General features: G+C 60.7%; 14 protein-coding genes. 3 read left to right on the forward strand and 11 right to left on the reverse strand.

Annotation, left to right across the window (positions count from 1 at the left end; translation table 11 throughout):
• Positions 1–6: 6 nt before the first annotated feature.
• On the reverse strand, positions 7–825 hold the full coding sequence (locus AC5SSZ_RS15355) for a sulfotransferase family protein (protein WP_274833252.1): 819 nt from the start codon (positions 823–825) through the stop codon (positions 7–9).
• A gap of 140 nt (positions 826–965) precedes the next feature.
• Here AC5SSZ_RS15355 and AC5SSZ_RS15360 point away from each other — a divergent pair, with 140 nt between their 5' ends.
• Positions 966–2543, forward strand: a complete 1578-nt coding sequence (locus AC5SSZ_RS15360) for a DUF5928 domain-containing protein (RefSeq protein ID WP_495438651.1) — start codon at positions 966–968, stop codon at positions 2541–2543.
• 49 nt (positions 2544–2592) lie between these two features.
• On the opposite strand, the gene AC5SSZ_RS15365 is transcribed toward AC5SSZ_RS15360, so the two are convergent.
• The 4 genes from AC5SSZ_RS15365 to pssA all read right to left on the reverse strand — a co-directional run bounded on the left by AC5SSZ_RS15365 (position 2593) and on the right by pssA (position 5041).
• Positions 2593–3234 carry a DUF1523 family protein gene (locus AC5SSZ_RS15365; RefSeq protein WP_495438653.1) on the reverse strand — a complete coding sequence of 214 codons (642 nt, stop codon included), beginning with the start codon at positions 3232–3234 and terminating at the stop codon, positions 2593–2595.
• Between the two features lie 9 nt (positions 3235–3243).
• Positions 3244–3510 carry a hypothetical protein gene (locus AC5SSZ_RS15370; protein WP_495438839.1) on the reverse strand — a complete coding sequence of 89 codons (267 nt, stop codon included), beginning with the start codon at positions 3508–3510 and terminating at the stop codon, positions 3244–3246.
• A gap of 132 nt (positions 3511–3642) precedes the next feature.
• On the reverse strand, positions 3643–4266 hold the full coding sequence (locus AC5SSZ_RS15375) for a class I SAM-dependent methyltransferase (protein WP_495438654.1): 624 nt from the start codon (positions 4264–4266) through the stop codon (positions 3643–3645).
• A gap of 31 nt (positions 4267–4297) precedes the next feature.
• Positions 4298–5041 (reverse strand): CDP-diacylglycerol--serine O-phosphatidyltransferase, encoded by a 744-nt coding sequence (pssA, locus tag AC5SSZ_RS15380; RefSeq protein ID WP_065271682.1) that lies wholly within the window; start codon positions 5039–5041, stop codon positions 4298–4300.
• A 315-nt stretch (positions 5042–5356) separates the two neighbouring features.
• On the opposite strand from pssA, the gene AC5SSZ_RS15385 reads away from it, so the two are divergent.
• Positions 5357–7414 carry a putative bifunctional diguanylate cyclase/phosphodiesterase gene (locus AC5SSZ_RS15385; protein ID WP_495438657.1) on the forward strand — a complete coding sequence of 686 codons (2058 nt, stop codon included), beginning with the start codon at positions 5357–5359 and terminating at the stop codon, positions 7412–7414.
• Between the two features lie 99 nt (positions 7415–7513).
• Here the strand turns inward: AC5SSZ_RS15385 and AC5SSZ_RS15390 are convergent, their stop codons facing one another.
• Positions 7514–8722, reverse strand: coding sequence for a M24 family metallopeptidase (locus AC5SSZ_RS15390; RefSeq protein ID WP_495438658.1), 1209 nt, complete (start codon positions 8720–8722; stop codon positions 7514–7516).
• A 209-nt stretch (positions 8723–8931) separates the two neighbouring features.
• A complete protein-coding gene (locus AC5SSZ_RS15395; protein WP_065271685.1) occupies positions 8932–9717 on the reverse strand; it encodes a hormone-sensitive lipase in 786 nt (261 codons plus the stop codon).
• Between the two features lie 211 nt (positions 9718–9928).
• Here AC5SSZ_RS15395 and AC5SSZ_RS15400 point away from each other — a divergent pair, with 211 nt between their 5' ends.
• Positions 9929–11404 carry an NAD-dependent succinate-semialdehyde dehydrogenase gene (locus AC5SSZ_RS15400; RefSeq protein WP_495438660.1) on the forward strand — a complete coding sequence of 492 codons (1476 nt, stop codon included), beginning with the start codon at positions 9929–9931 and terminating at the stop codon, positions 11402–11404.
• A gap of 24 nt (positions 11405–11428) precedes the next feature.
• Here the strand turns inward: AC5SSZ_RS15400 and AC5SSZ_RS15405 are convergent, their stop codons facing one another.
• The 4 genes from AC5SSZ_RS15405 to glcF all read right to left on the reverse strand — a co-directional run bounded on the left by AC5SSZ_RS15405 (position 11429) and on the right by glcF (position 15143).
• Positions 11429–12064: a TetR/AcrR family transcriptional regulator gene (locus AC5SSZ_RS15405; RefSeq protein ID WP_495438662.1), complete on the reverse strand. Its 636-nt coding sequence runs from the start codon at positions 12062–12064 to the stop codon at positions 11429–11431.
• 190 nt (positions 12065–12254) lie between these two features.
• The gene (locus AC5SSZ_RS15410; RefSeq protein WP_065271688.1) at positions 12255–12719 is read right to left on the reverse strand and encodes an Hsp20 family protein; all 465 of its coding nucleotides are present in this window, start codon (positions 12717–12719) and stop codon (positions 12255–12257) included.
• 169 nt (positions 12720–12888) lie between these two features.
• Positions 12889–13677 carry a trypsin-like serine peptidase gene (locus AC5SSZ_RS15415; RefSeq protein ID WP_495438841.1) on the reverse strand — a complete coding sequence of 263 codons (789 nt, stop codon included), beginning with the start codon at positions 13675–13677 and terminating at the stop codon, positions 12889–12891.
• Positions 13678–13808: 131 nt separating this feature from the next.
• On the reverse strand, positions 13809–15143 hold the full coding sequence (glcF, locus tag AC5SSZ_RS15420; RefSeq protein ID WP_065271690.1) for a glycolate oxidase subunit GlcF: 1335 nt from the start codon (positions 15141–15143) through the stop codon (positions 13809–13811).
• Position 15144: the final 1 nt, after the last annotated feature.

The raw sequence follows: 15144 nt of genomic DNA on the forward strand, positions 1-15144 counted from the left end.
ACACGATCAGTCGCCCAGCTTGGCGTGCACTTCGTCCAGATCGATCTCCCCGATGGGCATCTTGTTGGCGGGGTTTTCAAAATCGTATTTGAACAAGTCGAAATCGCGCTTGTAGATCTCATAGATCAGATGCATCGACAGATCGTCGAAATAATCCTCCACCGGATGCGCGCGTTTGGGGCCATGGCCTTCGCTTTCGTTGAAGCGCGGGATTGCCGCAAGGTCCACGGGATGCGGCGTCTCGATGGCGTCCAGAACCTGGCTCATGCCGTCGTTGAAGGCCTCGGTCCAGATGATCTTGTTGTAGCGTCCGCCATTCACGATAAAGGTCGACACATGCCCCGAGGCCGCCGACCAGTGGATATCCGGCTCCATCGGCCGCCGGAACCGGATGGTATCGCGCACGAATAAAAGGAACCGCCGGAAGCTCTTGATCTGGTCGAACTCCTGCTGGCCATCTTCGCCGCCGACCTCGATCCCGTAGTCATAGACCAGCCGGGGCACCAGATTGCCACGATAGCGCTTGCCGTTACGCTGGATGCCACAGATTTTGTCAAAGAAGGAGCTGAGCACCCGGGTATAGGGGTTGCGCACGCAGGTGAAGGCATAGGTGCGCTGGCCCAGCACATTGCGGCTGATCGGCTCCTGACTGGCCTCCTGCGCCCATTTGTGCAGGCCTTCATTTGAATCGTGAATATCGCCATCAAAGAACCTGCCGTGATCGGAATAATAGAGTATCTGACCGATGGTCGAACAGGCGCATTTCGGCACCACCCGGTAAATCACGCTTTCGCTCTCGGTCATCCAGGTTCCTGGGAATCCCATCCGCAACCAACTCCGTTCCTGTCCACTCGACGCAACAATGACCACATCGCGACCAAAAGACAAATAATCTTGTTTCTTCAAACAGCTCCGAGCTTTATCAAGAAGACAATCCAGCAAAACAGGGGCGTACCGTCGTCAGAATGGCAAAAATTGCATATATACTGCTCTGCCATAAGGACCCTGAGGCGATCATCCAGCAGGCCGAACGGCTGACGGCGGTCGGCGATTACATGGTGATCCATTTCGACGGCCGCGCCAGCGATCAAGACTATGCCGAGATCCGCACCGCCCTCGACGACAATCCCAATGTCTGCTTTCCGCGGCGGCGCATCAAATGCGGCTGGGGAGAATGGTCGCTGGTCCGCGCCACCCTTGCGGCAATGCGCACCGCCGCCGACAACTTCCCCCGGGCCACCCATTTCTACATGCTGTCGGGCGATTGCATGGCCATCAAGACCGCCCAATACGCGCATGACTATCTGGACCAGAACGATTTCGACTTCATCGAAAGCTTCGATTTCTTCGAAAGCAACTGGATCAAGACAGGCATGAAGGAAGACCGGCTGATCTACCGGCATGTCTTCAACGAGCGCAGGAACAAGGCCTTGTTCGACTGGTGTCATAACCTTCAGAAGAAACTCCACCTGCACCGCGCGGTACCCTCGGACATTCAGGTCCAGATCGGCAGCCAGTGGTGGTGCCTGCGGCGCCGTACCGTCGAGGCGATCCTGCAATTCGTGCGCGACCGGCGCGATGTGGTCCGCTTCTTCCGCACCACATGGATCCCGGATGAGACCTTTTTCCAGACGCTGGTCCGCCACCTGATCCCGGGCGATGAGATCCAGTGCCGCACACTCACCTTTCTGATGTTCACCGATTATGGAATGCCGGTGAATTTCTACAACGATCACTACGATCTGCTGCTGAGCCAGGATTTCCTCTTTGCCCGCAAGATCAGCCCGGATGCCAAGGATCTGAAACGCCGTCTCGGGCGGCTCTACGCGGCCGAGGGCGTGGAGTTCCAGATCTCGAACGAGGGGCGCAGCCTGTTCCAGTTTCTTACCCAGCGCGGTCGCAACGGACGCCGCTTTGCACCGCGGTTCTGGGAAACCGAAAGCAGCCTGGGGCGAGAACGCGAATTGACCATGGTCGTGTGCAAGAAATGGCACGTGGCCAAGAGGCTGATCCGGCAAGTCAACGAGCGCACCGAGGTTCCGGCCATCGCCTATCTCTTCCACGAGGAAGACACGCCCCTGCCCGATCTTGGCGGGATCGAAGCCTCGCTGTGGAAACGCACCCGCCACCGCCGCGCCCTGATGCGCATGCTGTTTGAGTATTACGACAGCAACCGGCTGATCGTCTGCATAGATCCCTCGGGGCTGGAGCTGATGAATGACTTCGCCTCTGACCGCTCAGTGACGCAGGTGCTGCACCTCGACTGCAATTTCACCGATGAATATCTGATCGCCCACGCCCAGCGATCCGGCCTCGTTGGCGCGCAGACACCGAAACAGACCCTCGACCGGATCCTGCCCACGATCCGCAATGATATCCTGCATGAAACCGACCGGATCCGGGATGCCGGGTTTGATCCCTTCGTCACCCTGCATGAGACGGACACTGCAGAAGACAAGACCGCCAAGCTGGCCCGGGTGTTTGGCCTGACGACGGAGCAGGCACAGGACATCAGCCAGAACCCCGGTCTGTTCAGCGATTAATCGACGTCAGCCAGCAGGGCCACCGCGCATCACCGCGCGGCGGACAGGCTCACTTATTGCCGCCCCCGAACCAGCGGCGCAGCCTGCTGCGGCGCTCTGATATGGCGTCCCCGGCGGCATAAAGGCTGTCTTCCACATCATTGATCATCGGGTCGAGCCGGTTGCGGCGGAACCGGCGCCAGCGCACATAGATGGCCCAGAACAGCGCCGCGATCAGCACAAGGATCAGGATGCTGACCCAGTTCAGAGGTTTGTCATCCGGACCGGCAACGGGTTTGATCCCAACCGCATTGGGAAAGGCCGACAGGAATTCGTTGCGCCAGCCATAATGCAGCACCGCCACCCATTCCGGCGCGGCCTTGTTTGAGATCGCGTCATTGGCCTCGGTATACAGATTGGCGGTGTCGAATTTGAAATAGGGCGGCCAGTTCCAACCTGTGTCCTCGTTCCGGTAAACGATCGCGCTGCCATCGGGACGCACCGCCTGAATGAACTGCACATCCCGGTTGCTCTGCTCGGTCGACTGGGTGTCGGGCGTCGACCAGAACATCCGCGTCCAGTCATTCAGTTCCTGACGTTCCTCGTAGGTGTTGACGATCCGCACCACGTCATACTGCGGCAACGTATAGTGCAGGAAGGCCCCGAACAGCAGCCAGACGGTGATCAGAAATCCCCATTTGATGTAGCCCATAAAGGCCTCCTATCTGAAATTGACCATATAGATCAGTGTCGCAATCAACCCCAGCGGCACCACATAGACAAGCAGGATCAGCCGCCGCCGGAGCGAATGGTCATACTGCCGCAATCCCCGCTGGATGAAGGCCGCGCGATCTCCGGTCAAGCCCTTCTCGGCCCAGCGGCGTTTCAGTTTGGCCCGGCGCATTTCGCGCGAATAGAGCGACACGGCGCCGTAGACCACCGTGAGCCCGATCATCAGAAACAAAAACAGCCGCAAAAAGCCTAGCATCATCGCCCCCAGCCCCAACGCGGCCCAACCCTGCGGCGCTGCCCTGCGGCAGAGCCCGGCCAATGCGCTGGCTTACCCCTTCGAACATAAGCGTTTTTGCCGCGATGCCAATCCCGCCAGCCAGAGGCAAGATCAGTTGTGGCGGGCTTTCTTCAGCACCAGAAAGGTCATCATCCCAAAGGGGGGCAGGCTTTCCTGCTCCTTGAGGCTGAGCGTTTCTTCGCCAAGGATGGTCCCGATCTCGAAATCGGAATGCCAGCCCAGCACATTGGCAAAGGGGGCCGATATCTTCTCAAGCGAGGCGAGAACGCCCTGGGTGCTTTTGAAATGGTTGCTGATCACCACCTCTCCGCCGGGTTTCAGCACCCGGGCGATTTCAGCCATCACCTTTTGCGGCTCGGGCACCACCGACAGCACATGCATCGCCGCCACAGTGTCAAAGGAGGCATCGGGAAAATCCAGATCGCGGGCATCCATCTGCCGCAACCCGGCGACATTGGCCAGCCCCATCTCGGCCACGCGGGTTTCCGCCTTTGCCAACATTTCGGTGCTGAAATCGATGCCAGTGACGCGCAGATCCGCGCCGTAATGTGGCAGCGACAGCCCGGTGCCAACGCCAACCTCCAGCACGCTGCCGCCGCGCCGGTTGATATAGTTCACGACCCGGCGCCGCCCGGCATTGGTAACCGCCCCGAATGTCCTGTCATAAATTGGCGCCCAGCGCGCGTAGGATGATTGAACCGCCTTCAGTTCCAATCCCGTGCCTCCCCGTTTTCTTGTTACCCGCTCAATCCGGTACCTTTCGGATCAGCCCCCAGACCACCAAAACCACGTAAACAAGGCACAACACAACCAGCGTCGTCCAAGCATAGGTCAGAACCGCCGCCCCGGCAAAGGCACAGCCCACCAGGAAATATTTCACATTCTCCCGGCTGATCTTCACCGCCTTGGGCGACCAGGTCGGGATGCGACTGATCATAAGGAAACCTATGACAACCATGTGAAAGCAGATCAGCAGATCCGGAACGACCAGCCCGCCGGAGAAGGAGAAGGAGACGAACATCGGCAGCATCGCCAGTAGTGCCCCGGCAGGCGAAGGGATGCCGGTGAAGTAGCCAAGGCGTTCGCCCACGACCGGCTCATCCGATTTCGCTGCCACGTTGAACCGCGCCAGCCGCACCACGCAGCAGACCGAGAACACCAGCACCGAAATCCACCCGGCGCTACGCATGTCCTGCAAGGCCCAGAAATAGATCACCAGCGGCGCCGCGACGCCGAAGTTCAGGAAATCCGCGAGCGAATCCAGCTCGGCCCCCATCTTGCTGTCGCTGCCCAAGGCCCGCGCCAACCGCCCGTCAAGACCATCCAGCAGCGCCGCCAGCAGGATCAGCTGCACCGCCAGCACGTAATTGCCCTGCACCCCGAACCGGATCGCCGACAACCCCGCACAGATCGCCCCCACCGTCATGATGTTAGGAAGAAGCTGGATCAGAGCGAATTCATTCTTGGTCTTCTTGGGCAGATCGTCCATGGGGCGGAGGTCAGTCTATAAGGCTCGGTTAGGGATCCTTGGGGCGGCACAGGACTGCATAGCCCCCTGCCCGCCCCAGCCTGCACAATACAGGAGGGTTCCCCCTCCTATGCCCGATTGCGAGGGAGCGTGCAATGGGAGGAGTCGGAGAGCCGTTTCCACCATAGCCCGCCAAGGCAGGATGGCGGATGATCACTTTTTAAATATTACAATGATACTCATGTTATCTCTGGGGCGAGCTGAATCACGGTTGTTTTGTTAACCGTTCAACGGGACAAGAGACTGAATCTCATATACGACCCGAGGACTTGGTTCATGTATCGTCTGTTGGACTGTATCACCCAGGAGCATATTTATGGCCTGGTTGCCGTGGCTGCTTTTATTTGCGTCATCGGCTCGGTGCTCTCCACACATATGTCCACCCGTTTGACCCAGTGGACGGGCATGCGCCGCCTGGTTCAGCTGCCCCTTGCCGGTTTGATCACCGGGGCCACGATCTGGTCGACCCATTTTATCGCGATGCTATCCTATGACCCGGGCTATGCGCATGGGTATGAACCGGTGCTGACTGGCGTATCGCTTCTGGTCGGCGTCATCGGTTCACTGGCTGCAAACGCCGGGCTGGCCTATGCGCGCAGCCGGATTGCGGCCTGTGCAGCGGGGGCGGTGTTCGGGCTGACCGTGACGGCGATGCATTACACTGGCATGAACGCCTATTTGCTCCCCGGAACGATTGTCTGGAGCCTTCCGCATCTGGTGGCCTCTGTCCTTCTGGGCGCGGGTTTTGGCGCACTCAGCTATGGTTTGATTGTCCAACGCCTGGGCGGGGTGGCCGGGCGGCTATGGCCAGCGGGGGCCATGGTCCTGGCGATCTGTCTTATGCATTTCACCGGGATGAGCGCCATTGAGATCCGGCTGGATTCCTCAATTGAGGTGCCGACCGAGACAATTTCGGATACCGCCATGGCCATGCTGATCTTCGGAGTGACAGGGATCATTCTGCTGATCGCCATCGCTTCTGCGAGTATTGAGGTCAATCTCGAAGGGGAATCCCGTTCTCAACTCACTCATGCGGCCCTGCATGATCCGCTGACCGGCATGCCCAACCGGATGTGGCTGACCCGCAAACTGGATGCCCTGCAGGCGCAGCTGACTGAAAATGAGACAGCAAAGGCGGCGGTGCTGACGATCGACCTCAATCTGTTCAAGGAGGTGAATGATCTGCATGGCCATGCGATAGGAGATGCAGTGTTGCGCCGGGTTTCGCAGAGCTTGAATGAGCAAAAAGGCGAAGGCGAATACATCGCGCGGGTTGGCGGCGACGAATTTGTCGCCATCAAACTGGGGTTCCGCCGCATCGAAGAGGTGCAGAGCTTTGCAGAGCGTCTGCACGCCGCCATAGTAGAGCCCATCGACCTGGAGGAAGTCTCGTTGCGGGTCGGGGCGTCGATCGGGATTGCATCGACGCTGGAAGACGGGCGTGATCCGAACCAGTTGCTGCATAAATCGGATGTGGCGATGTATCGGGCCAAGTCAGAAGCAGACACGCCGATCTGCCAATTCGACGAGGAAATGGACCGCCGTAGCCGGGACAAGACGCAGCTGGTGCATGACCTGCGTCTGGCGCTGCAGAACAATGAATTCGAACTGGTGTATCAGCTCCAGAACACATTGGAAACGCTGGCACCGGTGGGGTTCGAAGTGCTCTTGCGCTGGAACCATCCGACGCGTGGTCGGGTGTCCCCGGATGAGTTCATCCCGGTGGCCGAAGAAACCGGTCTGGTGCGCGATATCGGCGCCTGGGTGCTGCGGGAGGCCTGCCGCGAGGCGGCGCAATGGGATCACCCCTACAGCATTGCCGTCAACGTGGCGCCGCAACAGCTGGTGCAGCCCTCGTTTGTCGAAGACGTGATGGACAACCTGTTTGAAACCGGTCTGGAGCCGCAACGCCTGGAGTTGGAAATTACCGAGGCCAGCATCATCGATGATCAGGCGCATACGCTGAAGGTGATGCACAAGCTGAAAGAGCTGAGCATTCGCATCGCCATGGATGATTTCGGCACCGGGTATTCGTCACTGTCGATGTTGCAGACCTTCCCCTTCGACAAGATCAAGATCGACCGCAGTTTCGTTCAGGACGTGCATAAAGACGCACAGCGTGCCGCCATCGTGCGCTCCACGCTGCTGCTCGGCGCTGCCCTCGACATTCCGGTTCTTGCCGAAGGGGTCGAGGTCGAAGACGAACTCAGCTTCCTGCGCGCAGAAAGCTGCACCTCGGTTCAGGGCTTTTACTTCGGTCAGCCGATGACCCGGGACGATATGCGCCGGATTGCCTGCAATGCGGCAGTGGACGGCGAGAAAAACGCCGCATAACCCCTGGACTGCGGCCTGCCTGCCGAACAGAGGCTGCACAGCCGGTGTACGGGGGGTGTGCGGATGTCACCCCCCGACTCTTGAGCCTTTCGGCCCCCGTTACGCGACCACGTTGAACTCCGGACCGTAGGGGTATCCGGTGATGTTCTCGTTGCCATCCTCGGTGATAACCAGGATGTCATGTTCGCGGTAGCCGCCCGCGCCGGGGTTGCCTTCCGCGATGGTCAGCATGGGCTCCATCGAAATGACCATTCCCGGCTCCAGCACCGTGTCGATATCCTCGCGCAGCTCCAGCCCGGCCTCGCGCCCGTAGTAGTGGGACAGGACCCCGAAGGAGTGCCCGTAGCCAAAGGTGCGGTATTGCAGAAGGTCGCGCTCTTCGAAGAAGGCGTTGATCTTATGGGTGATTTCGGCGCAACTGGCGCCGGGTTTCAGCAGCGAGATGCCGTATTCATGGGCGGCGACATTGGCCTCCCAGACTTTCAGGCTGTCGGGGTCGACCTCTCCGGCGAACAGGGTCCGCTCTAGCGCGGTGTAGTAGCCCGAGATCATCGGAAAGGTGTTGAGCGACAGGATATCGCCGCGCTGCAGCTTGCGCGCAGTCACCGGGTTATGGGCGCCATCAGTGTTGATGCCCGACTGGAACCAGACCCAGGTGTCGCGGTATTCGGCATCGGGAAAGCGTTTGGCGATCTCCAGCTCCATCGCATCGCGCCCCGCCATCGCCACGTCGATCTCCCGCACCCCTTCGCGGATCGCATCGCGGATGGCATAGCCGCCCACATCGGCCACAGCGGCACCGGCGCGGATCATCTCGATCTCGGCAGCGGATTTATGCATGCGCTGGCGCATGGTCGGCTCGTAAAGATCAATCATCTCAGCCGGTTGCAGGAAGGATTCGAGTTTTCCCTTTTGCAGCAGGGTCAGATGATCGCTCTCGTAGCCCACCTTTGCGCCGGGGCCAGAAACCGACAGGATCGCACGCCAGAAATTGTCGCGCTGCCAGTCGGTATAGGTGATGTTATCGCAGAAGGAGCGGCGCCAGGGCTGGCCCGCGTCGATGCCTGCGCTGATGGTGACGGCAGCATCGGCGGTCACCACAAGACCGTAGGGACGGCCAAAGGCGCAGTAGGTAAACCCCGAATAATACGAGATATTATGCATCGACGTGAAGACGGCTGCGGAAACGCCTGCCTGCTCCATGATCTTGCGCAGGCCCGCAATGCGCGCCTCATACTCGGCCACGGGGAATTGCAACGGCGCCTTTTCGCCATTGTGAAAACGGTACATGTCAGGACGTGCAGTCATGCTGGATCCTTCCTTTGCTTACAAGAAAGGTCCCGGCGTACAGGACAGATTGTGTGTCTAAGTCAGGGTCCCGTGAGAACTCCCTCACGCGGCGACGCCATCGCCCGGCCCTGATCCCAGACATGCTGCGGAATCGCAGCGCTGGCAAGTGTTTTCTGCGCCGCCCTGCCCGGGTCGTGCCTTGGTGCGGCGCAGATCGGCAGGGCTGCCTAATTGACGATCAGCGCCACCAAGTCGCTGTCGGGATCCGCCAATGGGTCGATGACATTGAAATGATGCTTGCCAAAGGCGATGACGTGATCCGTCGCCCAGGCATCGGTCAGCCATTGCGCCTGATCCAGAAAGGCCGGGCGTTCCTCGGCGCCGACCCAGACGGTGACCGGTACGTCATAGCGGTCCTGCATCTCCACCGGGCTTTCGGCCTTGGCGGCCTCGGCATCCATCTTGAATTGCTTGTTCATTGAGGTTCGCAACAGCGGCAGCAGATCCGACAGCGGCGAAATTGGGATCACTGTTTTCAGGCGTGCGCCTACATCCTCGGGCAGCAGCGCCCGGTCCAGCATGCGGGCGACCAGATGCCCCCCGGCAGAATGCCCGGCCAGGGCGATGGGGCCGTCCACTTCTTCGGCGATATGTACCACCGCCGAGGCCACCTGCCGAGTGATATCGGCAATGGAGACATCGGGGCACAGGTCGTAGGACGGCATTGCCACGGCCCAGCCATGCGCCAGCGGACCTACCGCCAGATGCGACCATGTGCTTTTGTCAAACCTCAGCCAGTAGCCGCCGTGCACGAAGATGAAGACACCCTTGGGCGTACCTTCGGGCAGGAAGAGGTCGAACTTGTTTCGATCGCCTGGACCGTATGGAATGTCGAGCTGGGCGCGCTCGTGCAGGCTGTTGCGGAAATCCTCAGCCGAGGCATCCCAGCGCGGCGGATAATCATCGGCCCCCGCGATATAGGCTCCGTTGGCATAGGCGTCGTCCAGTTCCATGGCAGTCTCCCCGGTTTGTTGTTTTTGCCAAAGTGACGGGCTGCGCGGGACAATGTCAAACAGCTAACTGAAGCGGCGGCATCCGGCCCTTCTGCTTAGCCTATGCCCAGCGTCCGGCAGATTTATGATCAAATTCTGGACTCATCGAAGGTTCTGGACATATGAATGACCAGCTGATTTGCATGCCTGCAAATAATCCGGGGAGACACCAATGCTGACCAAGAACACCGAGCTGAAGTCCCTTTTGAAGGACCCGACCCTGCTGGAAACCCGCGCCTATGTGGGCGGCCAGTTTGTTGACGGAGACAAGGGCACCTTTGATGTCACCAACCCCGCGCGCGGCGATGTGGTGGCCGAGGTCGCAGATCTCAGCCGCGCGCAGGTTGCAGGTGCCATCGCCCAGGCCGAGACCGCGCAGAAAGACTGGGCCAAATGGACCGGCAAGGAACGTGCAAACGTCCTGCGCAAATGGTTCGACCTGATGATGGAAAACCAGGACGACCTGGGCACGATCCTCACCGCGGAAATGGGCAAACCCCTGGCCGAAGCCAAGGGCGAGATTGCCTATGGCGCATCTTTCATCGAGTTCTTTGCTGAGGAGGCAAAGCGGATCTATGGAGAGACCATTCCCGGCCACCAGCGTGACAAGCGGATCACCGTCCTGAAACAGCCCATCGGGGTTGCCGCCTCGATCACGCCGTGGAATTTTCCCAACGCGATGATTACCCGCAAGGCCGGTCCGGCGCTGGCCGCAGGCTGCGCCTTCGTCGCCCGCCCGGCCGAGCTGACGCCCCTGTCGGCCACCGCGCTGGCGGTTCTGGCGGAACGCGCGGGCATTCCGGCGGGTGTGTTCAACGTGGTCACCACCTCGGACGCGCCGGAAACAGGCCTCGAATTCTGTGAAAACCCGGCGGTGCGCAAGCTGACCTTCACCGGCTCGACCCCGGTTGGCCGTCTGCTGCTGCGTCAAGCGGCGGATCAGGTGATGAAATGCTCGATGGAGCTGGGTGGCAATGCGCCCTTCATCGTCTTTGACGATGCCGATCTCGACGCTGCTGTCGAAGGCGCGATCATGTGCAAGTTCCGCAACAACGGCCAGACCTGCGTCTGCGCCAACCGGATCTACGTGCAGGCCGGTGTCTATGATGCCTTCGCCGCCAAGCTGAAAGAGGCGGTTGCCAAGATGAAGGTCGGTGACGGCCTTGAGGACGGTGTGCAGTTCGGCCCTCTGATCAACGACAAGGCCGTTGAAAAGGTAGAAGCCCATCTGGCAGACGCCACGGCCAAGGGCGCCGAGATCATCCTGGGCGGCAACCCGTCCGAGCTGGGCGGCTCCTTCTTCCAGCCGACCATCGTGACCGGCGCCACCACGGATATGCAGTTCTCGACCGAGGAAACATTCGGCCCGCTGGCGCCGCTGTTCAAATTCGAGGACGAGGACGAGGTCATCGCCATGGCCAATGACACCATCTTTGGCCTCGCATCCTATTTCTACGCCAAGGATCTGAGCCGGGTCTACAAAGTGGCCGAGGCGCTGGAATACGGCATCGTCGGCGTCAACACCGGGATCATCTCGACCGAGGTCGCGCCCTTTGGCGGCGTCAAACAGTCCGGTCTGGGCCGCGAAGGCAGCCATCACGGCATCGAGGATTATCTGGAAATGAAATACATCTGCATGTCGGTCTGATCCGGCACGCAAAGGATCAGAGCATCAGGATTGGGGTCCGTGACTGGCAAGGTCGCGGACCCTTTTTCGTATCTGCGCACGAAAAGCCTCGACCGCCCCTGCCTGCCCCGGAAGGCGAGGCAGAACCGGTTGCGACATGGCGAAATAGCTGATCGCCCCCAGCAGATCGCAAACCGCTGCCAATGCGGCCGCGGGCGGCGCGGCGCGCCAGGCCGGTGCATCCTGCACCATGGCCACCAGTTCCTGCAAAAAGGGCCGCAGGAACCAGCGTTCGGCGGGCTGGTCTTCCTGTCGGTCATCCAGCAGCTCCCGCAGGATCAGGCGGCTGTCGACAGGATTGAGCAGCCCCTCGCTCAGATAGGTTTCGAAAAACGTCTCAAGCCGCTGCTCCGGAGCGGCATCGGGGTTCTGCGCCTCCATCAGCATCAGCATCATGCGATCCGCTACCCCTTCCAGCACCCGCTCATACAGCGCGTCCTTGCTACCAAAATGGTGCAAGAGCGCCTGTTTGGTCAGCCCCAGCTCATCCGCGATATTGGCGATCGAGGCGCCGTGATAGCCCCGGTTCGCAAAAAGCTGCGTTGCGGCCAGGACGAATTCGTCCGGACGATTTGTGGATCGTGGCGCGGGGCGATCAGCGGGGCGAGAGGCAGGGGGCATGGCGGCTCCTTTCCAGCTTCTGATAGCAGAAAAGGACGGTCCCTACCATCCGGTCAGTTTCGACCGTGAGATGCGCCAAACGCAAAAGCCCCCGCGCCCGACATCCGGACACGGGGGAAGGAAGGCCGCCACGGGTAGGACGGCGACCTCGGGGAGTTTCAAAGCAGGCAGAACCCTGTGCGGGGAAGGATCAGTTGACCTTCTGCGCTTCCAGTTCGGCGCGCTGCGGTGTGGCAGAGCTGATCTCGATCCGGCGCGGTTTCAGGGCCTCGGGCACTTCGCGCTGCAGGTCGATATGCAGCATGCCATCCGCATGGCTGGCGCCGGTGACGCGCACATGGTCGGCCAGTGTGAAACGGCGCTCGAACGCGCGGGTGGCGATGCCGCGGTGCAGGAAGGTCCGGTCCTCATCCGCTTCGGCCTTGCGGGCCGACACGACCAGGGCGTGCTCCTTCACCTCAACACTGAGATCGGCTTCGGAGAAACCGGCGACCGCAATCGAAATGCGATAGCTGTCGGCATCGGTCTTTTCAATATTGTAAGGGGGATAGCTGGGCTGGCTTACATCGTTGCTGAGAACCCGGTCCATCAGGTCCGCGATCTGGTCAAATCCCACGGTCGCACGGTGCAGCGGTGCAAAATCAAAGGTACGCATATGTGTCATCCTCATCATTGAGCGATATGTACATTGCCCTCCCACGTCTGGGGCAGGGCGTTCATTTCCATCGGGCCCCGCTTGGCGGCGACCCGACACAATCGAGATAAGGACTGCATCGTGGGTTTCAAGAGGTTGGCAGGGCGCGGAAATATGCCCCGCCTGAGGCCTACTGGCGGATGAATTTGGCGCCGCTGGTACGGCGGCCATCGCCGACCTGAACCCGGCCCACACCGGGCGGCATGCGGCTGCCGATATGGGTGCCGGTCAGCTGCGCCTGCAACAGATCCAGCCCCTCGCCCAGCGCCGCGCCAAGCGACACCCGCTGGCCGTTCACCTCTGCCTTGGCCGAGACCACCGAGACGATGCGTGGTGTTTTCCCGTCAAAGGAAAACACCGGCGCTCCGGAGGAGCCGAAATCCACATCGCAGGACATCACAAGAACCCCCTGCTGCTGCGCGGTGACGGCGCAGACTTCCTGCAGCGAGGGCGCTTCGGAGCGATCATGCGCATAAGACACCACGCCAATCCGGCTCCCCCTGCGCGGGCGCCGGTCGGTCTCGAACGGGATGACGGTTGTGTTGCGGATGGGGCGTTGCAGTTGCAACAGCGCGATATCCTTGCGCACCCGCCCGGTCGATACCTCGCCATCATAGACATAATCGGGGTGGATCACCGCCCGGCGCACCGAGCGATAGGCCGAGGCGCGGCCATTGCGCCAGCCGGCCAGAAACTCGATCGTCTCTGGGGCGATCCGCTGACCGGTCCGCCCATCAAACAGACAATGTGCCGCTGTCAGGACCAGATCCGGCGCGATGAGCGAGCCTGTGCAGAAGCCTTCGCCATTGACATCGAGACGGCCAACCGCCTCCCAAGCGCGGCCCGCATCCGTGGTGTCGAGCCGCTGAAGTCGGCTGTCACCAGCCTCTACAAACGCGGGCAGCAGCGCCGCCAAAATCCCGAAAACCCAATGCCGCACGCATGTCTCCCTGCTCACCCTGCTTTCAGGATAGGAATCTGTTGGGGCGAAAATACGGCAAGGGCCGCGCTGATACAGCCCGGCCCCGCAAAAAATTTGCCACTGTGGGATCAGCGCAGGATCGGCACCTGATCCTCGGCCGTGGCGGCATGCCCGTTCCCATCGGTCATCGCCGGCGGTTTCGGACCGCCCGTCGCCCAATCGAGCAGCTCAACCGTGTGCACGATGGGCAGCTTGGTGCCCGAACCGATCTGCATCATGCAGCCGATATTGCCAGCAGCGATCAGGTCGGGGTTCTTTGCCTCCAGCGTTTTCACCTTCCGCTCTTTCAACTGCCCCGAGATCTCGGGCTGCATCAGGTTGTAGGTCCCGGCCGACCCGCAGCACAGGTGGCTGTCGGCAGGCTCCACCACCTTGAAACCAGCGCGTTTCAGCAGGGTCTTGGGATGCGTCTTGATCTGCTGGCCGTGCTGCAGTGAGCAGGCCGCGTGATAGGCAACGGTCAGCCCCTTGTCGCCACCTTCGGGCAGGTCGAGTTGCATCAGCAGCTCAGAAATATCCATCGCCCGTTCCGATACCCGCGCCGCATCCGCCGCCAGCGCATCATTGCGGAACATATGGCCGTAGTCCTTCACCGTGGTGCCACATCCCGAGGTGTTGATGACGATGGCATCCAGCCCCTGCCCGTCGATCTCGGCACACCAGGCGCGGATGTTCTTGGCCGCGGTGGCGTGGCTTTCGTCCTCGCGCCCCATGTGATGGGTCAATGCCCCGCAGCAGCCCGCGCCCTTGGCCACGACCACTTCGCAGCCCAGCCGGGTCAGCAGGCGGATGGTGGCATCGTTGATATCGGTGTTGAGCGCCTTTTGCGCGCAGCCGGTCATCAGCGCCACGCGCTTCTTGCGCGGCTCTGCGGGGGTGAAGCTTTGCGGATCATCGTTGCGGCTGACCGGCGGGATGTCCTTGGGCGCCATGTCCAGCATCGCCCGAAGCCGCGCATCGGGCACCAGCCCTTTGAAGGGACGCGCCAGTTTCGCACCGAACAGCGCGAGGCGGAATCGGCCCGGATAGGGCAGAATCTGCGCCAGAACCCAGCGCAGCGCCCGGTCGGTAAAGGGGCGTTTGTAATTCTTGTCGATATAAGCGCGCGCGTGGTCAATCAGGTGCATGTAATGCACGCCCGACGGGCACGTGGTCATGCAAGCCAGGCAGGAAAGGCAGCGGTCGATATGCTTGACCGTCTTTTCATCCGGCACGCGGTTGTTTTCCAGCATGTCCTTGATCAGGTAGATCCGCCCGCGCGGGCTGTCGAGCTCATCCCCCAGAACCTGATAGGTCGGACAGGTCGCGGTGCAAAATCCGCAATGCACGCAGGAACGCAGGATCTCGTTCGAGCGCTGAATGCCGGGATCCTTCAGCTGGTCTTCGGTAAATTCAGTCTGCATG

It is taken from the genome of Phaeobacter sp. CC-HEC084, from assembly GCF_059429255.1.